An 18,562-nucleotide genomic window follows, 5' to 3' on the forward strand; every position below is an offset into this window, starting at 1 on the left:
GCCTTCGGATGCCGGAATCGCTCCCGGACCGCCGCCGCGCACACGGAGCGCTCCGCAATCGACATTGCGTTCACAAGTGGACGTGAATTGTTCTGTAACAACGAGCAATTAACCGGGTGCGCGACCGTACGGTACGGGAGCCGCACGGAAGATGACGCGTCAGAAACGATCCATGTAGAGCGTTATTTGAATTCAGTGGCGGGCGGTGATCCGATCAAGGCAGGGAGGCGGACGTTTCCGGTCTCGCACTCTGAGCGTGCAGCGATGTCATCCCTCAGGGAACATCACGCCAAAAAGTGGATACAGATGTGGAAGATTTTCACGCACGTACCGCGAAGGTCGTGATCCCGGCGCGGGCTGGGCTGTTCGCGGGAGCACTGGTCCTGAGTGCCTGCAACTACACGGCTTCCAGCCGGGTGAACCGCTGTGGTTACTGAGAAACCAGGCCTCTGGCCGGAAGAGAGCCGCCCTATGCGTAACGTACTCCTCGCGGTGATCGGATCTTGCATGATCGTTGGGGCGGCAGCGTCCGCCGCCGCCGCGCAAAGCACATGTCCTCCCGAGGCCCCTCGGACGCGAGCCACAGTGGGGCGCTTCCTCACCGCGGAGAACTGGGCGACGCCTCGCCAGCAGTACGGAATCACCGCGGCCGAGTCGAGCCTCGTCCTCCTGACGGATGGATCGGACGCCGCCGCGTGCCAGCGGCTCCGCGCGATGGTCCAGCCCGTGAATGCGCGTTACCCGCAGGTCTTCAGCTACTACAGGGCAGGTGGCTTCTACTTCGTCGCCTTTACGTGGGTGGTTCCGGACGGCCGTATATGGACCGGGTTCTCCCCCCTGCTGGTGCTGAACTCCGATTTCACCGTGGTGAATTCCTTCGCGATGTGACCCGGCGGGCGCGGACCCGGCGTGTCCACGCAGATCCGCGCCGTTCCGCCGGGAACGCCCGTTGTGGCGGAGCGCGTTTTCCTGCATTTTTCGAGGACGCGGTTCGAACGATTCGAAGTCCCCCCTCCCGCCCGCCGGTGATCCGCAGGAGATCTCCGATGACCCACCGCACCCTTCGCGCGCTGCGCACGCTCGCGGCCGCCGCCGCGCTCACGCTGGCCGGCGCCGCGCACGCCCGCGCGCAGCAGGCGCAGCGGCCGCTGTACGACCCGCGCGCCGACGCCCACGCCGAGATCCGCGCCGCGCTGGCCTCCGCGGCGCGCGACCGCAAGCTGGTGCTGCTGGACTTCGGCGCGGACTGGTGCCTGGACTGCGTGATCCTGGAGCGGCTCTTCCAGGACGCCGCGGTGCAGCCGTACCTGCGCGGCCACTTCCACGTGGTGAAGGTCGACGTGGGCCAGTTCGACCACAACCTGGAGATCGTGCGCAAGTACGGCAGCCCCATCGAGGGCGGCGTGCCGGCGGTGGTGGTGCTGGCGCCCAGCGGCGCCATCCTGGCCAACACCCGCGACGGCTCGATGGAGGGCGCGCGCCGGATGACCGCCGCCGACGTGCGGCGGCGCCTGGAGCAGTGGGTGGCCGCCGGGCCGCGCTCCTGAGATGCGCCTCTCCCTCCGTCTCCTGATCGCCGTCGTGGCTGCGGCAGGCGCGCTCGGCGTGGGCGGCACCTGGCTCGCGCGCCGCGGCGATGCCGGCGCGGCGCATGGTCCGTGGGCGCTGGAGAGCTTCACCGCGCGCGACGTGGCGGTGGAGGTGCGGCTGGAACGCGACGCCGCCGGGAAAACCTGGCTGACGGGGACGTTCACGCCCACCAAGCCCGGCTTCCACCTCTACGGCAAGGACCTGCCGAAGGAAGGGATCCGCGGGATCGGCCGCCCCACGCTGCTGGAGATCGCCTCCTCCCCGTCGCTGCGGGCGGCCGGGCCGATGGTGGCGGACAGGGCCGTGAGCGACCTGGTTGTCGGCATCCTGGGGCTGCGCTTTCCCGTCTATCCCGCCGGGCCGGTCACGCTGCGCCAGCCCGTCACCTTCGCGCGCCCCGGCGCCGCCACCGCCGAGCTGTCGGTGACGTACATGGCGTGCACCGAGGGCACCTGCCTGGCGCCCGCCATCGACCGGCGCTTCACGGTAACGCTGCCGGACGCCGCGGCGCGGTAAGCCGGTATCGCGAGACGCGGCAGGGCGAGCGGGGGGACTTCGGTCTCCCCGCTTTTGTTGTTGGTGCTTGCAGGAAGACTTGGAAAAGGCTTGGAAAGCTCGGGGAAGGCGAATGAATTCGCGGCAACAAGGGCACGAAGTCCCTGCGGGACTGCTGCCGATGCTTCGGGGCTGATCTCCGGCACCGGTGCAGCCCGAGTCTTCCAACACCGGTGCTGCCCACGCGCGGGGGAGCTGGACGGCAGTCCCGCAGGGACTTTGTGCTGTTGTTGCATGCGAATTCATTCGCCCTCCACCGCCAGGCATCCGCCCAGCGGGCCGCTTGCGCCGCGCCACCGCTCGCACCCGCCGAACCTTCTTCAAAGGTAGGAGATCGAAGATCCGGGAACTTTTGGATGTCGAAGCTGTTGCATTCTGCTACGCATGCGATCTACCTTGGGGCACCCATCCTCCCGCCCCCTTCGGGTCACCTATGTCCCCTCCGGTGATGCTCGACCGAATGGATCCCCGAACGCTCTTCCTCGACTCGCTCCCCGCGATCGAGGGCATTGCCGCGTCGATCTGCCGCATGTACAGCGTGTGGGGCGACGACGCCGAGGAGTTCGCCAGCTGGGCCAAGGAACGGCTGATGGAGGACGACTACGCCGTGCTCCGGAAATACCGCGGCGAAAGCGAGCTGAACACCTTCCTGACCGTGGTGGTCACGCGCCTCTTCCACGCCCACACGCGCGAGCGGCTGGGGCGCTGGCGGCCGTCGGCGGTGGCGGAGCGGCTGGGGCAGGTGGCCAAGGACCTGGAGGTGCTGGTGAACCGCGACGGGTGCACGCTGCAGGAGGCCGGCGAGCGGCTGCGCACCTCGGGGCGCACGGACATGTCCGACATCGAGCTGGCCCGGCTCCTGGCCCGGCTCCCCGCGCGCTCGCCGCTCCGCCCGGTAGAGGTGGGCGCCGACCCGCTGGACCTGTCGCCCGCCGCCAGCCGCGCCGACGAGCGCATCCAGGCGGAGGAGATGGAGCGGCAGCGCCGGACCGTGCGCGCCGCGCTCTTCCGCGCCATGCGCACGCTGAAGCCCGAGGAGCGGGTGATCGTGCGCATGAACCTGGCGGACGGGCGCAGCGTGGCCGACGTGGCGCGCGCGCTGAAGCTGGACCAGCGCGCGCTCTACCGCCGCATCGAGCGGCTGCGCCAGCAGCTGAAGGTGTCGATGGAGAACCAGGGAATCTCGGGCGGCGACGTGCACGACATGTTCGAGGAGCCCGGCTCGTGAGCGGCGGAATCGGAAATCCCGGGTCTTCGGGGCCATCCAATGACAATGGGACGCATGCACCCATGGAGGATGGGGTGAAGGATACTTCGATCGACGACGCGCGGCTCGCCGCCCTGCTCGACGGCCGGCTGGCCGATGCCGAGCGGGAGGACCTGCTCGCGCGCCTCTCGGATAGCGACGAGGATTACCTCGTCTACGCCGACGCCGCGGCCATTCTCCGCGAGCGCGAGCCGGCATCGGAAGTGCCCGCGCCGGAGCTCGGGGCGGACGATGGAGACATGGAGACCTTCATCGCGGCTCCCGCCATCGCGTCCACGGACGATATCTCACCGACGCCGGACATCTCACCCGCGCCGGACATCGCGCCGACGGATGAGGTGGGTGTGGTGTCCGAGGAGGCAGCGGACGCGCGCGTGATTCCGATCCGCTCGCGCCGACGGATTCCGATCGCGGCCTGGGGCGCGATCGCCGCCGTGCTCGTGGGGCTCGCGCTCATCCCCGTGCTCCGCTCCCGCGGCGGCGACCCGTACGACCCCGCGCGGCTCGCGGCGCGGCTGCAGACGCCAGCGTCGTCACCGGATGAGCCGTGGACCAGTAACGTCTTCTTCCTCAAGCGCGGCGCGCCGGAGGAGAACATCGAGGACCTGCACCGCGCCGGCCGGCTCGGCGCGTTGCTGGTGGACCTGGAGCTCGCGGTCAGGGCGGGAGATACCGCTGCCATTCACGCCAGCGCCCAGGCAGCCGCGAACGCCGCGAACGTGCCCGGCGCAACGTTCCTGGTCCAGATGTTCGACAGCATTGGCAGTAATGCGGATAAGCCGCCCGCGCAGCTGAAGTTGAAATTGGACGAAGCGCGGCAAAGCACGAAGGAATCCTTCGATGAGGCGTACCTCGCCGCCGGAGCATGGAGCGAGGCGGCGCGGCTCGCGGCGATAGCGCACGACGCGGAGTTCTTCCGCAAGTCGGACGGCCGCGAGGAGGTGGCGAAGATCCTCGCGCTTCGCGAGCTCTCCGGAACCGCCCGTGCGGAGGCGGAAGGGGTTCGCGCCGCGCTGCCGGCGGAGGGCGCGCCGAACTGGGCCGTGCTGAAGGATCATCTGAAGAGCCTGGTGAAGGCCCTCGGCGCGTAACGGCGAGAACGCGCCCGTAATCTCATCCAGCGTTGAACACCGTGGGTTTGCGCGGCCACGGCGGATGAAAAGGGAGGCGTCTTCCGCGGCCGGAACCAGTTGCCGGGCCGAACAGCCTCGCGCAGTTTGCGAGGCTTCCCGTGGTTGTTGCTGCGGCTTCAGCCGCCGTTGAGGAAGCCGGAGCGCGCACTTCCATTGTGGCAAGAGCGAGGCAGCCCGCGTGCGCGTGGGCTGCCTCGCTCTTCGTCCATCGGCGCCGGACGCTGATTCCCGGGATCATCCCACGATCAAGACGGGTCGTCGATGCGCTCCATCTCGGGGACGCGGAAGGCGGCGGCCAGGGTGATGACCGCCATCCCCATGATCCCCCAGAACACCAGCTGCAGGCTGTGCGACAGGCCCGCGCGCAGCGTCGCCGTCACCGCGGCGGGGAGCGGGGCGGCGGCGCGGGGCGCGGCCTGGCCCATCAACTCCTGGATGCTGTCCAGCGAGACGCGGCCGCGCAGCCCCGTCCGCGCCAGCCACCGGCTCATCCCCCAGTTCAGCACCCCGCCGAAGAGCGCCGCCCCCAGCGCGTTCCCCAGGATGCGCATCAGCATGTTCGACGCGGTGGCCACGCCGCGCTGGCTCCACGGCACGCTGGTCTGGATGGCCACCACGAAGGTCGTGCCCAGCAGCCCCAGCCCCACCCCCAGCACGAACGACCCCGCGCCCGCGCCGAGCGATCCGTGCGCCGCCAGCAGCGCGATGGCCAGCGTCCCCGCGAGGGTGGCGGCGCCGCCGAGGCGCGCCAGCCGCCGCACGCCGGCCCGCACGATCAGGTGGCCCGCCGCGAACGAGGCCAGAGGCCATCCCAGCGTCATCACCGAGAGCGTGAACCCGGCCAGCAGCGCGGAGCCGCCCAGCACCCCCTGCACGAACGTCGGCAGGAAGGTGATGATGCCGATCATCATGATCCCCGCCGTCAGCGTGGCCAGGTTGGCGTAGCGGATCAGCGGCATGGCCCACAGCTCCATGTGCATCAGCGGGTCCGGCGCGCGCCGCTCCTGCCGCACGAAGAGCGCGAACGCCAGCGCCGATACGGCCACCAGGGGAACCAGCACGCCGGCGCTCCACTCGCTGGCCTGCGTGAGCGCCAGCATCAGCGTGCCCACCGCCGCGAAGAGGAGCACCGCGCCGGGGAAGTCGGTGCGCACGCGCGTGCGCTCCAGCCCCTCGTGCAGGTAGGCCACGATCAGGGCGATGGCTGCGATCCCGAACGGCACGTTGGCCCAGAAGATCCACGGCCACCCCACGCTGTGCACGATGAACCCGCCCGCCAGCGGCCCCGCGATGGACGAGAACCCCCACACGCTGGAAAGGTAGCCCTGCACGCGGCCGCGCTCCTCCAGCGAGTACAGGTCACCCGCCAGCGTGGTGGTGATGGGCTGCACCGCGCCGGCGCCCATCCCCTGCAGGAAGCGGAAGGCCACCAGCATTCCCATCGACCGCGCGAAGCCGCAGAGGATGGAGCCCGCGAGGAACACCACCACGCCGCCGATGAACACCGGCTTGCGCCCGTGCAGGTCCGACAGCTTGCCGAAGATGGGGATGGCAATGGCCTGCGTGAGCAGGAAGGACGAGAACACCCAGCTGTACAGGCTGAACCCGCCCAGCTCCGCCGCGATGCTCGGCATCGCGGTCGCGACGATGGTGCCCTCGATGGCCGACATGAACATGGCCAGCACCAGCGCGGCCAGAACGAGCGGGCGGTGGGTCGTGCGTTCTTCCGTCAAAACCGGAATCATCATGCGTGGGAAAGGGACGTGAGCGTGGCGGCGGGGCGTGTGCAGCACCCGTACCGCGCACGCGGCAGGCGCCGCCGGAACGTGCATCTCCGTCTCGCGATCCCCATCTCCCGATTTTCGCGGATCTCGTCACGGTCGGATCACGTCAGGAGATGCAAAAGCCTATAAAGAGCTTAAGAATGAGGTGAGGAAGATTTGAAAATCCAGCGTCTGCAACAACATCGGTGAGAATGATACCGCCTTGCAATCTCTGCGACATGTGTTTATAGTCGGGTAAGGTGATGCATGCGATGGGTGGAAAGGGGTGGGGATGAGGGGCGCGTGCGGCACCGGGGCCGCGAACCCGATGCGGCGGAATTCCCACCCCGTTTCCCACCAAGGAGCAGGATGAATCGCAACAGCTCGTACGCAGTGCGCGCGACCGTGCTCGCGACGCTCGCGCTCGTGACGGCGGCCGCGTGCGCGGACCAGGGGCCGCTGGCGCCGGCGGGGCCGCGCCCCGGCGGACCGCAGGCCATCGTGAACCCCGCCGGCTGCCGGGTGAACGACGGCGCCTTCACCAGCGGGTTCCGCAACGACGTGAACCTGGACCTGAACGACTACGCCCGCATCTTCGCCGACGCCGAGAACGCGAGCTGCGCCGAGGGCGCCTCCACCGCGCTGACCGCCAAGGTGAAGGCCACGATGGACGCGGCGCCCACCAAGTTCACCGAGTGGCTGCAGGGCGCCAACGTGGCGCTCATCTTCGCGGCGGCCAACCGCATCGGCGCCAACGGCTTCGCCACGCAGGCGCTGGACACGCAGCTGCGGCGCGTGGAGACGGCCTTCGCCGCCGGGCGCGACCTGGGGTGCACGAAGGAGAGCGGCAACCAGTGCGTGGACGACTACTCCATCGCCGCCTCGGGGTACGCCTGGATCGCGGCGTACAAGTACCGCCGCGGCGACGCGTCCACCGGGGTGGAGAGCTTCCGCTCCAAGGCGCGCACCTACATCGACAGCACCTTCACCGCGGTCTGCATCCACCAGAGCGCGGGAACGCCCACGCTGTGCAACGGCGTGGCGGGGGTGAACGTGGGCGGCGTGCCGCCGAAGACGCTGAGCCTGAACCACGGCCAGCAGATGCCCTCGTACGGCTTCGGGCTGATGACCAGCATCGCGGCCACGGTGCTGGGGCTGGAGGCCTCGGGCGCGCCGTACACCTTCAGCAGCACCAAGAAGTACACCGTGAGCCTGCTCTTCGAGGAGATGCAGCGCGCGGTGCTCTCCACGCCGGCCGACAGCTTCGCCACCAACTGCGTGAGCCCGTACAAGGACGGCAGCGGCAACTGGCAGCTGGGCCCGGCCACCTACTACTGCGGCGGCCCGGACAAGTACAAGCCGCAGATGTACCGCCTGGACAAGTTCTTCACCACCTACATCACCACCAGCCTGCCCACGGCGGGCACGTACACGTCCAACAGCTTCAACGACAACGACTTCCTGCTCGGCTCGTTCGACAACGGCTTCTACTCGTGGGGCCGCCACCAGACGTACGGCAAGCTGGGGTACGACTGGATCCAGACGCCGCGCGAGTACCTGCCGTTCGACTCGTACGACCCCATCGGCTACCTGGACGGGGTGAGCGCCACCGGCGTGGCCAGCGGCTGGACCTGCGACAAGGACGTGCCCACGAAGTCCAACCGCGTGGACCTGTACTCCGGCGGCACCTTCGCGGCGTACGGCTACGCCAACGGCGGGAGCGAGCCGGCGGTGAACAGCCTGTGCAACGGCGGCACCGCGCACCGCTTCGCCGTGCAGCTTCCCTCGTGGACCCAGGGGCAGGACATCGTGGCGTACGGGCTGGACTACACCTGGTTCGGCTTCACCCAGCTCACCTGCCTGCAGAGCCCGCGCTGCGCCTGGTGATCCGGATCGGCTGACGGCCGGACGGCACCGGCAACAGGACCGGAGCACGCATCCCGTGTGCTCCGGTTCTCGCGTTCGTCCCTGCAGCGCGGCGGGGGGCAGGAGTGGCGCGCCGTGGCTTCGGCGCGCAGCTTGGTGGACATCGTACTTCCGTACTTCCTGTACTTTCGTACGGTTCTCCCGCCCGTGGTCTCCCCCCGCACTGCAGAAGCCACCGATGTCCGAACCGGCCCGAAAGCTCCCCATCTACCGCTCGCTGTACTTCCAGGTGCTGTGCGCCATCGCGCTGGGAGTGCTGCTGGGCGTGCTGGCGCCGGCCTCGGGCGCGGCCATGAAGCCGCTCGGCGACGCCTTTGTGAAGCTGGTGCGGATGATCATCGCCCCCGTGATCTTCTGCACCGTGGTCACGGGGATCGCGGGGATGCAGAACATGAAGCAGGTGGGGAAGGCCGGCGGCCTGGCCCTGCTCTACTTCGAGCTCGTCTCCACCCTCGCGCTGATCGTGGGCCTGCTGGTGATCAACCTGGCGCGGCCGGGCGCGGGGATGCACGTGAACCCCGCCTCGCTCGACGCGGGCGCCGTCGCCAGCTACACGAAGCCGGGGCAGATGGCGGGCCCGACGGACTTCCTGCTGCACGTGATCCCCGCCTCCCTCGTCGGCGCGTTCGCGGAAGGGGAGATCCTGCAGGTGCTGCTGGTGGCCGTCCTCTTCGGCTTCGCGCTGCACGGGCTGGGCGAGCGCGGGCGGATCGTGTTCGACCTGATCGACCGCGTGTCGCACGTGCTGTTCGGGATGGTGGGGATCATCATGAAGGTGGCGCCGATCGGGGCGTTCGGGGCGATGGCGTTCACCATCGGCAAGTTCGGGATCGGCACGCTGGCGTCGCTGGCGGGGTTGATGGCGAGCTTCTACGCGACCTGCCTCCTCTTCGTCTTCGTCGTGCTGGGAATCATCGCGCGGCTGCACGGATTCTCCATCGTCCGCTTCGTGCGCTACATCAAGGAAGAGCTGCTGATCGTGCTGGGGACGTCGAGCTCCGAGGCGGTGCTGCCGCGGCTGATCGCCAAGCTGGAGAACCTGGGCGCGGCGAAATCCGTCGTCGGCCTGGTGGTGCCGACGGGGTACTCGTTCAACCTGGATGGGACGGCGATCTACCTGACCATGGCCGCCGTCTTCATCGCCCAGGCCACCGACACGCCGCTCACGCTGATGCACCAGGTGACGCTGCTGGCCGTGCTGCTGCTGACCTCCAAGGGCGCCGCGGGGGTGACGGGGAGCGGGTTCATCGTGCTGGCCGCCACGCTCAGCGCGGTGGGGAGCGTGCCGGTGGCCGGGCTGGCGCTGATCCTGGGGATCGACCGCTTCATGAGCGAGGCGCGCGCGCTGACCAACACCGTGGGCAACGGCGTGGCCACGCTGGTGGTCGCGCGCTGGTGCGGCGAGCTGGACCGCGAGCGCCTGCACGACGGCCTGCACGGCGAGACGCGGGAAGAGGCGGAGGAGCCGGAGAAGCTGGCGGCGTGAGGCCGATCGAATGCCAGAAGGTGATTTCGTACCGGATCGGATTAAACAGCAGGAGCCAAGCGGAGTCAGCGGAAATACCACTCTGCTGACCCGCTGACTCCGCGAGACCCGGTTATTGGCGCGTGGTTGGAATCAGGTCGTTTGCTGCGGCCCACAGACGGCCGGCCTGGTGCAGCCGATGGCTTGGGTCTGGGGCTCGCACCCACAGTCGGTGTCGCTCCCGCATGCGAAACAGAACGACCAAGCCGTGGGCTCGATTATCGACTGCCCTTGAACAGTTCCGCGAGCGTCTCCATCCACGTCCGTCGCGAACGATTCGACCTGCAGGGTGTCGACGTCCAAGTGCAGCTTGTTCATGTCTGCCTCCGTGGATGGGATTAGAGAGGGGGGCGGGGCACCCGCCCCTGCCGGATGACGGCCGGGCGCCGATCGCCGGCGCTCGCGCGCCGCGTTTTTGCCTTTCCGCGCGCTACTCCATCATGTGGCTGGCACTCAGGCCAGACCGGGTCGCATCGGTGCGCCGCCGCTGCCGCACTGGATAATGTAAGTCAGGCCGGATGGCTCGAAGATCGGCTACGCATCCACGGTGCCGCGCGCGCCACGGTTGCCATTGTTGCTGCGGATCAGCTGCCTTCGCCCACGGGGGCGCCGCCGATCGCGACTGCCGCGGGCTCGGGCTCGGCGCCGAGGAGGACCCGCGCGCGGGCGGCGACTAGCTCCATCTGCTCCTCGCGCTCCAGCGCCCACGCGGGGAGGCGGAGCGCGTTGAAGGCCAGCGCCGCGCTGCCCATGGCGGCGAAGATGAGCGGGATCATGAACTCGTCCGGGAGCTGGCCCGAGAGAACGAGCAGCACGAAGACGGCGAGCGCCGCCACGAGGCTCACCGCGCCCAGGCGGTTCAGGGCCAGCGCGTTGCCCTTGGTGGTTCCCAGCCGCAGGCGGTAGCCGGTCGCGGTGGGCTCGACGTACGCGTGCAGGTTGCCGTGGTTCCACTCGCGGATCCCGCCTGCCGACCCCACCCGGCCGCGCGCGTTGAAGGTCTCGCGCAGGTCCGCGACCAGCATCTCCCATTCGCGGTCCGTGGGCGCCCGCGGCAGGTCCACGGTCCGGCGCACCGACACCGGCATCCCGAAGTCGCTCCGGCGGGCGGCTTCGCGGCGGAGGTCCAGCGCCGCCGCCGCCTCGGCGATGCGCTCCGGCGCCAGCCCCACCTCGCCGCCGATGGCCTGCAGCTCCGCCAGCGTCATCCCCTCCGCGGGCGAGAGCGCGCCCCCGCCGCGCCGGGCCGCGGCCGCCGCCTCGAAGATCTCCGCGATCTCTTCGTCCCGGTACTTCCGCTCGTCGGGCATCTCTCACCTGTGGCGGTGGACTCGCGTGCGTGGCCGTCCGCCGAATATCGGCATCCGAGCCGGGTCCGTCAAAGAACACGCGAGGCTCCATACGGCGGGCGGGCGCCGGGAGATTCCGGCGCCCGCCCGGGGTCCGTCACGCCGCGGCGGCTGCTCCATCCCAGGCATGCACTCGAGGGATCGAGGCGCGGAGATGAGGGGGTGTGCTGCCAGTATGCGTCTTCTTTTCATCCAGATGGATCAATGCTGTAGATGATGGATGGTGGAGGATACAGGAAATTTGCTCATCCAGAGGATTCTCTCGCCACCGCTTCCGATCTTCTTGCGTCTCTGGGAGATGGCAGGAGGTGCGGAATGGCGATTGCGGGTTTAAGATGGATGCATCCCTGTCATTCTCGCCCAACCCACTGACCAGGAGAGTCGCGCATGCGCAAGATCCAGCTCGAAGTGGAGACGCTGAACGTGGAGTCGTTCGAGACCAGCCAGGTGGAGCCGGCGCGCGGCACCGTGCGCGGGCACTGGAGCCAGGTGGGCACCTGCGATGCCTTCGTGGGCACCTGCGCGTACGGGGCCACCTGCGGGGCGGGGTGCGCCACCAGGGTGGGATGCACCCGGATCGATTGCATCTGACGCCGCGGGCGCGTGCCTGGGGCATCCATCCCCCGCGCCCCGCTCGTTCCCCACCATTCACGCGGAGAGCCACCGATGCGCAAGATCAGGCTGAACCTGGAGGCGCTGGACGTCGAGGCGTTCGAGACCAGCGCGGCGGAGCCCGCCCGCGGCACGGTGCAGGGGCAGTGGAGCCAGCCCGGCACCTGCGATGCCGCCTTCGTGGCCACCTGCCAGGTGAACGGCACCTGCGTGTGGACCTGCGGCAGCCGCTGCCAGACCACCACGCCCGTCTGACGGGCGCGCCGGCCGCGCGGCCGGGTGTGCCGCGCGGCCCAGCCCACTCCCCCACATGGAGATCCGCTCGATGCGCAAGATCCGCCTGAACCTCGACGCCCTGGATGTGGACACCTTCGCCGCCGGCCAGGGCGAGCCGGCCGAAGGCACCGTCGAGGCGCAGGAGTACAGCAACCTGGGCACCTGCGGGCTGGCCGTGGCCACCTGCCAGTACAAGGGTACCTGCGTGCAGACCTGCTGGAACGGCTGCAGCGGCGGCAGCGCCACCAGCCTCTGCGACTGATCCGCCGGTTCCGGCGTGATGGCGCGGCCCCGGCCACCCGGCCAGGGCCGCGCGTTTTCGGTGATCGTGAAGATTCGGAGGCGCGAAGGTGGCGAGGCCCGCACCTCCGCGGCTCCGCGTCTCCGCGTGAGATCCAGCGAGGGCGGCGGGCCGCGCGATCGCCGGGCCGGCGCCGGTCCCCTGCGCATGAGATGGGGCACGCTGGAGACGGCGAACCGCCCCGGCGGTCGCGGGTACGGGGGCGCGATTCGTCCCCCCGTCTCCCGAACCGGTGTGTCATGGCGCTGCCGCTGTCCGTTCTCGACCTCGCTCCCGTCGCATCCGGCAGCACGCCGGCCGACGCCTTCCGCAACATGGTGGAGATGGCGCGCCTGGCCGACCGGCTGGGCTTCGTGCGCTTCTGGCTGGCCGAGCACCACGGGATGCCCAACATCGCCAGCTCGTCGCCCGAGATCCTGATCGAGCACGTGGCCTCGAAGACGGAGCGCATCCGCGTGGGCTCGGGCGGCATCATGCTTCCCAACCACGCGCCGCTGCGCATCGCCGAGGCGTTCCACACGCTCGAGGCGCTGCATCCCGGCCGCATCGACCTGGGGATCGGCCGCGCGCCGGGCACGGACCCGGTCACCAGCAGCGCGCTGCGCCCGTTCGACGCCGAGCAGTTCCCGCAGCAGCTGGCCGAGATGGTGGCGCTCTCGCGCGGCGAGTTTCCTGCGGGGCACCCGTTCCACCGGGTGCGCGTGGTGCCGATGGGGGTGCCGCTACCGCCGGTGTGGCTGCTGGGGTCCAGCGGCGCGAGCGCGCGGATGGCGGGAGAGATGGGGATGGGGTACGCCTTCGCCAGCCACTTCAGCCCCGCGCCCGCCGGCCCGCCGCTGCAGGCGTACCGCGACGCGTTCCAGCCGAGCGAGGCCTTTCCGCGGCCGCACGCGATCGTGGCCGCCTCGGTCGTCTGCGCGGAGACGGAGGACGAGGCGGAGCGGCTGGCCACGTCCATGCAGCTGGCGTGGGTGCGGCTGCACCGCGGCCAGTTCGGCCCGCTCCCCAGCCCCGAGGAGGCGGCCGCGTACGACTACACGCCACAGGACCTGACGGTCGTCGCCAACTACCGCCGCCTGCAGGTCGTCGGCACCCCCGCCCAGGTCCGCGAAAAGCTCGACGCCCTCGTGGCCGACACCCACGCCGACGAGCTCATGATCATCACCGCCGTCCACTCGCACGAGGCGCGGCTGCGCTCGTACGAGCTGCTGGCGGCGGAGCATGGGATCGTCGCCCCGTCCCCGGTGACCGAGCGAAAGCAGGGCGTTACGGGATGACCACGCTTCCCGGACCGGGACAATCGCAGGCGCCGGGAATCGTCGACTGCAGCGTCAGCTCGGTCAGGCGGGGCAGGCCGACGACGGTGGGGCGTACCCAGCGACGAAGCGGCCGGCCTTCGCGGTCTGCGGCCACTTCGGCGGCAGATCCATGGATGGTCTCGGAGCGTTTCGGTCGCTTCATCACGCTCTCCTCTCGCCGGGGATTCCGTCGGAGTGGCTCTGTCCCCGAAATATAAAAGCACAGAACCAGACGCAAACGAGCACCGGCCCGTCCTGTCACGCGGCCGGGTCGGTCCCGGTCCACTCGGCCGCGAAGCCGGTGCACTGCGGTTGAAGACGCTGGCTTCGGCACCGTCACGGTGCACTCCACCTGGTGGTTTGCCTCCCGAGTGTCGTGCTGTTTCGGATGAGCAGCAAAGACGAGTGTCCTCTGGATCTCGTCTCGATGAAACAACACGGGACCGCGGCATCACTACACTAGGATTCCGCCGGCAGCGTGAGGGTGAACGTGCTGCCGGCGCCGAGGGTGCTGGCCACGCTCAGGTCGCCGCCCATGCCGCGGGCCAGGTCGCGGCTGATGGCCAGCCCCAGGCCGCTCCCCTCGCTGCGGCGGGTGCTGCTCATGTCCACCTGCACGAACGGGTCGAACACCGAGACCTGCTTCTCGGGCGGAATGCCGATCCCCGTGTCGGCCACGGAGAGCCACACCACCCCGGGCCCGGCGCGCCCCGCGTCCACCCGCACCCGCCCGCCCGGCGGCGTGAACTTCAGCGCGTTGCTGAGCAGGTTGATCACGATCTGCTGCACCTTCTCGCGGTCGGCGCGGGCCACGGTTCGCGGCGGGATCTCCATCTCCAGCGCCAGCCCCTTGGAGAGCATCTGCGGCTCCACCATGGGCGTCACGTCGGCCATCAATCCGCCCAGCTCCACGTCTTCCAGCATGTACTCCACCCGGCCGGACTCGATGCGCGCCAGGTTCAGCACGTCGTTGATCAGCCGCAGCAGGTGCTTCTGGCTGCGCCCGATGCGGTCCAGCGCCTCGCGCTGCGCGTCGGTCACCGGCCCGTGGATCCCCATCTCCATCAGCTGCACGTAGCCGGCGATGGCGTTCAGCGGGGTGCGCAGCTCGTGGCTCATCACCGCCAGGAACGAGCTCTTCGCCCGGTTGGCGTCGTCGGCCGCCGCGCGCTGCCGCTCCAGCTCGATCCCGCGCTCGGTCAGCTCGTCGTTCAGCGCGCGCAGGTGGTCGGCCTGCATCTCCAGCTCGGTGGCCTGCTCGCGCAGCTGCTCCTGCGAGAGCTCCAGCTCCACCGCCTGCTCCTCCAGCTGCTCGTTGGCCGCGCGCAGCTCCTCGGCGTGCTCCTCGGCCTGGGCGCGGGCGCGCTCGGCCTCCTTGCGCGCGGCCAGCAGCGCTTCCTCGAACTTGCGCCGCTCGCGCACCTGCACGACCACGCAGTCGTTGGCCCACGCGCCCGCGCGCTCGCGGCGCACCGCGTTGGCCAGCACCGCCACGTCGCCGCCGCCGGCGCCGCGCAGCACCAGGAACACCTCGTCCGCGCGGCCGTGCATGCGGATGAGGGGGAAGAAGTGCGTCTGCCAGAACAGGCGCGCGCCGGTGGTCAGCACCGTGTCCAGCCGGCGGCCCACCAGCTCGCCGGGGGCGTACCCCAGCATTTCGGCCAGCGTGGCGTTGGCCAGGGTGATGGTGCCGTCGTCGGCGAACGACAGGAACCCCGCGGGCGCATGGTCCAGCAGCGGGTCCAGCGCCCGCGCGGGGGCGCCCACCGCCTCGCTCACGCGGCGTGCGCGGGCTGCAGGTACTCGCGGATCAGCTCGATGGTCTCTTCCGGGTGGCTCATGTGCGGGCAGTGGCCGGTGGCATTCATCTGCCGGAACGTGCTTCCCGGCATCTGCCCGTGCACGTACTCGCCCACCTCGGTGGGCGCCACCATGTCGTCCGAGCACTGCAGGATCAGCGCGGGCACCCTCACCCGCGGCAGGTCGTCGCGGTTGTCGGAGAGGAAGGTGGCCTCGGCGAAGCGTCTGGAGATGACGGGGTCGGTGGAGCAGAAGCTTTCCGTCAGCTCCTCGCCCAGCTCCGGGCGGTCGGGGTTCTTCATGATGGCGGGCGCCAGGAAGCCGGCCCAGCCGATGTAGTTGTGCTCCATCATCTCCAGCAGCCCGTCGATGTCGGCGCGCTCGAAGCCGCCCACGTACGGCGGGTCGTTCACGTAGCGGGGGCTGGGCCCGATCAGCACCAGCCGCTCGAAGCGCTCCGGCTCCCGGTTGGCCGCCAGCACCGCCACCATGCTGCTGACCGAGTGGGCGACGAGAACCACGTCGCGCAGGTCCAGCGCGTGCACCACGTCCAGCACGTCCTGCGCGTAGCCGTCCAGCGTGGCGTAGCGCCGGGGATCGTAGGCCGAGAGGTCGCTCTTTCCCGAGCCCACGTAGTCGAAGAGCACCACCTGGTAGTCGTCCTCGAAGGCCGGCGCCACGAAGCGCCACATGTTCTGGTCGCACCCGAAGCCGTGCGCGAAGAGCATGGGCTGGGTGCCGCGCCCGGAGACGCGGACGTTGTTGCGGGAGAGGGCTTCGACGGGCATGATCGTCCGCTGCGGGTTTTCGGGATCGGGCGGCCGCGGGCCGCTGGAGGTTCGGAAACGAGACACCCGGCCCGTTCCCCGTGTTGGGGCGCCGGGCCGGTCCGGCCGTACGGCAGAATGGAAGGGTGATGCAAGAATAAACCCGAAGCCGACGGGGCAGAGGGACAAACTCCGTACGTGCGGGGACCGGCCGTGATGACCGGCGGGCGTTCGGGGATGGGATCGAGGCAGCGGTGGAGCGGAGGTGCGGCGGAGGAGCAGGGGGACGACGAGAGCGGCCGCGAGGAGAGATCTCCCCGCGGCCGCGATGTTCGGACCGTTCTGCGCCTACGCGCTCACGGAATCGGCCGGCAGGGGTAGATGCCGCAGGTTCCGTAGCCGTTGCAGGTGCGGTCGAACTCCGTGGGACAGTAGTCGATGGAGCAGGCGGGCGTGAGGTCGTGGCCCCGGACCGTTCCACGCTCCGCGCGGTCGTCCGCCTGCGCCTCGAACGACTCCACCCGCAGGCTGCTCACGTCCAGGTTCAGCTTGTTCATCTTCGCGTTCTCCAGGATGCAGCGGTGAACGAAGGCGGGCGGGATCTCGGGTGATCCCGCCCGTGCCATCCCAGGCCTCAGGGAACCTGCTTGCAGGGGTAGATGCCGCACGTGCCGTAGCCGCGGCAGGTGTAGTCGTAGCAGGTCAGGTCGATGGTGGCCTCGTGCCCGCGGACGGTGCCGCGGTCGGCGCGGTCCTTCGCCTCGGCCTCGAACGACTCCACCTGCAGATTGTTCACGTCCAGGTTCAGCTTGCTGGCCATGCGGATCTCTCCGGTTCGGGCGGTGGATGCCGGCCCGCGGACGCGGCGCCGGCGCGAACGGCCGCGCTCTGCCCGGAGCGCCGCCGACGATTCAAGTATCAGATGACATCCGCCTGCAAACGCTGCATCGCCAAGGCGGAAAAGTACCGAGTGCCGCTCGTCGTCAGCTCGTCTGCCCTGTCTACCTGCCGTCATCTCCCGACCCCGCATCCCGCTCGTCCCGTCCGAGGTGCCGCGGGCGAACCTGGTTGCACCCCAGATCCGCATGTTTCCCAGAATCTGCCGTCTTTTTACATTATTCGTCTTAAAATATGTATATGAGGCTTGCGCCGCCAGCCCTGTACCGCTCCGATCCGAATGAAGGCGTCCGGACTGGCAGGAAGATGCTCCGAACGGTGCCAAACCGCGCATCGACTCGGGATTTTAACTATCCCCTTAATTGACATGGACTTAGGATTGGGCTAGATTTGAAGCCATACAACACAGCGCGCGAGATGGGCTCGGGGATGCGGGAAGACCGCGTCGCCCGGAAGCGCTCCCTGGCCACGGTCCGGGGGCGCTGCGCGCGAGAATGGACCGAGCTTTCGGGCGGCCGCCACCCGGTCGCCTTCACCAGACGCGAGATTCGATGCTTCGCCAACGCCTGCTGACCATCGCTGCCTGCGCCACCGCTGCCGGTTTCGGGGGCGCCGTGCTGAGCCAGAACGGGCACACCACGTTCGCGCAGGCCGCTTCGGCGCGCACGGCGCCCGTGGCGCAGGCGCCCGCGCCGCACGTTCAGCCCGTGCTGACCGCCGCGCGCGCCGTGCTGGCCGCCGGCGGCATCGAGAACGGGACGGCGGTGTCGGCGGTGCAGACGGCGCTGGCCGCGCTGGCCCCCAGCGTGGAGAAGCAGAGCGATCCCGAGGCGCTGAAGAAGGCCTTCACCGCGTACTTCGCGTACAAGGCCCAGCACCCGGACAAGGTGCGCAAGCCGTTCCTGTACTTCGTGGACTACGGCCTGGCGGCCACCACGCCCCGCGGCTACGTGTTCGACATGCAGCGGATGAAGGTGGTGGACGGTCCGTTCATGGTGGCGCACGGGCGCGGCTCGGCGCCGGCCGGCACCAACGTGCCGACCCGCTTCGGCAACAAGATGGGCGCGGCCACCACCTCGCTGGGGCTGTACCTGGCGCAGGAGACCTACGCGTTCGTGGGGCACACGGGCGGCAAGGCGTACCGCAGCGTGGGGCTGCGGCTGGCGGGGCTCTCGGGGAAGTTCAACGGCGCGGCCCGGGCGCGCGGCGTGGTGGCGCACGGCGCCCCGTACGTCACGGCCAGCAAGGCCGGCCGCAGCGAGGGGTGCCCGGCCCTGGAGCCGGCGCGGGCGCAGCAGCTGCTGCCCAAGCTGAGCAACGGCGGCATGGTCTTCCTGTTCTCGCCCAACGACGCGGCCTGGATGCAGCAGGACCCCTGGGCCGGCGACGCCACCAACGGCTGACCGTCGCGGGGGATGAAAACGAGCGGGCGCGGGAGATGGTGGCATCTCCCGCGCCCGCTTTTTTTGTAGTCTCCCGTCAGCCGGGATCAGTTTCCCAAGC

At 69.7% G+C, this 18,562-nt stretch carries 20 protein-coding genes; 12 read left to right on the forward strand and 8 right to left on the reverse strand.

Annotated features, from left to right (window positions below):
• Nucleotides 1-585 precede the first annotated feature (585 nt).
• From VLK66_RS11495 to VLK66_RS11515, 5 genes are all read left to right on the forward strand, one after another.
• On the forward strand, nucleotides 586-888 hold the full coding sequence (locus VLK66_RS11495) for a hypothetical protein (RefSeq protein ID WP_325309558.1): 303 nt from the start codon (nucleotides 586-588) through the stop codon (nucleotides 886-888).
• 158 nt (nucleotides 889-1,046) lie between these two features.
• Nucleotides 1,047-1,547, forward strand: a complete 501-nt coding sequence (locus tag VLK66_RS11500) for a thioredoxin family protein (RefSeq protein WP_325309559.1) — start codon at nucleotides 1,047-1,049, stop codon at nucleotides 1,545-1,547.
• A gap of 1 nt (nucleotide 1,548) precedes the next feature.
• Nucleotides 1,549-2,106 (forward strand): hypothetical protein, encoded by a 558-nt coding sequence (locus tag VLK66_RS11505; RefSeq protein WP_325309560.1) that lies wholly within the window; start codon nucleotides 1,549-1,551, stop codon nucleotides 2,104-2,106.
• 499 nt (nucleotides 2,107-2,605) lie between these two features.
• On the forward strand, nucleotides 2,606-3,373 hold the full coding sequence (locus VLK66_RS11510; RefSeq protein WP_325309561.1) for a hypothetical protein: 768 nt from the start codon (nucleotides 2,606-2,608) through the stop codon (nucleotides 3,371-3,373).
• Nucleotides 3,374-3,447: 74 nt separating this feature from the next.
• A complete protein-coding gene (locus VLK66_RS11515) occupies nucleotides 3,448-4,503 on the forward strand; it encodes a hypothetical protein (RefSeq protein ID WP_325309562.1) in 1,056 nt (351 codons plus the stop codon).
• Nucleotides 4,504-4,790: 287 nt separating this feature from the next.
• Here VLK66_RS11515 and VLK66_RS11520 read toward each other — a convergent pair whose 3' ends face one another.
• Nucleotides 4,791-6,278: an MDR family MFS transporter gene (locus VLK66_RS11520; protein WP_325309563.1), complete on the reverse strand. Its 1,488-nt coding sequence runs from the start codon at nucleotides 6,276-6,278 to the stop codon at nucleotides 4,791-4,793.
• Nucleotides 6,279-6,677: 399 nt separating this feature from the next.
• On the opposite strand from VLK66_RS11520, the gene VLK66_RS11525 reads away from it, so the two are divergent.
• The gene (locus tag VLK66_RS11525; protein WP_325309564.1) at nucleotides 6,678-8,195 is read left to right on the forward strand and encodes a hypothetical protein; all 1,518 of its coding nucleotides are present in this window, start codon (nucleotides 6,678-6,680) and stop codon (nucleotides 8,193-8,195) included.
• 217 nt (nucleotides 8,196-8,412) lie between these two features.
• Nucleotides 8,413-9,720: a dicarboxylate/amino acid:cation symporter gene (locus VLK66_RS11530; RefSeq protein ID WP_325309565.1), complete on the forward strand. Its 1,308-nt coding sequence runs from the start codon at nucleotides 8,413-8,415 to the stop codon at nucleotides 9,718-9,720.
• A 132-nt stretch (nucleotides 9,721-9,852) separates the two neighbouring features.
• Here VLK66_RS11530 and VLK66_RS28745 read toward each other — a convergent pair whose 3' ends face one another.
• Nucleotides 9,853-10,077, reverse strand: coding sequence for a pinensin family lanthipeptide (locus VLK66_RS28745; RefSeq protein ID WP_414676469.1), 225 nt, complete (start codon nucleotides 10,075-10,077; stop codon nucleotides 9,853-9,855).
• Nucleotides 10,078-10,343: 266 nt separating this feature from the next.
• Entirely contained in the window at nucleotides 10,344-11,069 is a 726-nt protein-coding gene (locus tag VLK66_RS11535) for a hypothetical protein (protein ID WP_325309566.1), read from the reverse strand.
• A 426-nt stretch (nucleotides 11,070-11,495) separates the two neighbouring features.
• On the opposite strand from VLK66_RS11535, the gene VLK66_RS11540 reads away from it, so the two are divergent.
• From VLK66_RS11540 to VLK66_RS11555, 4 genes are all read left to right on the forward strand, one after another.
• Complete coding sequence (locus tag VLK66_RS11540; RefSeq protein WP_325309567.1) at nucleotides 11,496-11,699, forward strand: hypothetical protein; 204 nt, start codon at nucleotides 11,496-11,498, stop codon at nucleotides 11,697-11,699.
• Nucleotides 11,700-11,774: 75 nt separating this feature from the next.
• A complete protein-coding gene (locus tag VLK66_RS11545; protein WP_325309568.1) occupies nucleotides 11,775-11,975 on the forward strand; it encodes a hypothetical protein in 201 nt (66 codons plus the stop codon).
• A 70-nt stretch (nucleotides 11,976-12,045) separates the two neighbouring features.
• The gene (locus VLK66_RS11550; RefSeq protein WP_325309569.1) at nucleotides 12,046-12,258 is read left to right on the forward strand and encodes a hypothetical protein; all 213 of its coding nucleotides are present in this window, start codon (nucleotides 12,046-12,048) and stop codon (nucleotides 12,256-12,258) included.
• A 278-nt stretch (nucleotides 12,259-12,536) separates the two neighbouring features.
• A complete protein-coding gene (locus tag VLK66_RS11555; protein ID WP_325309570.1) occupies nucleotides 12,537-13,574 on the forward strand; it encodes an LLM class flavin-dependent oxidoreductase in 1,038 nt (345 codons plus the stop codon).
• Here VLK66_RS11555 and VLK66_RS11560 read toward each other — a convergent pair.
• The 5 genes from VLK66_RS11560 to VLK66_RS11580 form a co-directional block, all read right to left on the reverse strand.
• The gene (locus VLK66_RS11560; RefSeq protein WP_325309571.1) at nucleotides 13,564-13,758 is read right to left on the reverse strand and encodes a hypothetical protein; all 195 of its coding nucleotides are present in this window, start codon (nucleotides 13,756-13,758) and stop codon (nucleotides 13,564-13,566) included. The two genes, VLK66_RS11555 and VLK66_RS11560, sit on opposite strands and share 11 nt — an antisense overlap.
• 296 nt (nucleotides 13,759-14,054) lie before the next feature.
• Nucleotides 14,055-15,374, reverse strand: a complete 1,320-nt coding sequence (locus VLK66_RS11565) for a PAS domain-containing sensor histidine kinase (RefSeq protein WP_325309572.1) — start codon at nucleotides 15,372-15,374, stop codon at nucleotides 14,055-14,057.
• Nucleotides 15,371-16,183 (reverse strand): alpha/beta hydrolase, encoded by an 813-nt coding sequence (locus tag VLK66_RS11570; protein ID WP_325309573.1) that lies wholly within the window; start codon nucleotides 16,181-16,183, stop codon nucleotides 15,371-15,373. Before VLK66_RS11570 ends, VLK66_RS11565 begins: the two co-directional genes overlap by 4 nt.
• Before the next feature lie 335 nt (nucleotides 16,184-16,518).
• Nucleotides 16,519-16,719: a hypothetical protein gene (locus tag VLK66_RS11575; protein WP_325309574.1), complete on the reverse strand. Its 201-nt coding sequence runs from the start codon at nucleotides 16,717-16,719 to the stop codon at nucleotides 16,519-16,521.
• 77 nt (nucleotides 16,720-16,796) lie between these two features.
• Complete coding sequence (locus tag VLK66_RS11580; protein WP_325309575.1) at nucleotides 16,797-16,982, reverse strand: hypothetical protein; 186 nt, start codon at nucleotides 16,980-16,982, stop codon at nucleotides 16,797-16,799.
• A 628-nt stretch (nucleotides 16,983-17,610) separates the two neighbouring features.
• Between VLK66_RS11580 and VLK66_RS11585 the strand changes: the two genes are divergently transcribed.
• Entirely contained in the window at nucleotides 17,611-18,462 is an 852-nt protein-coding gene (locus VLK66_RS11585; protein ID WP_325309576.1) for a murein L,D-transpeptidase catalytic domain-containing protein, read from the forward strand.
• Nucleotides 18,463-18,562: the final 100 nt, after the last annotated feature.

Source organism: Longimicrobium sp. (assembly GCF_035474595.1).
Taxonomy (GTDB): Bacteria; Gemmatimonadota; Gemmatimonadetes; order Longimicrobiales; family Longimicrobiaceae; genus Longimicrobium.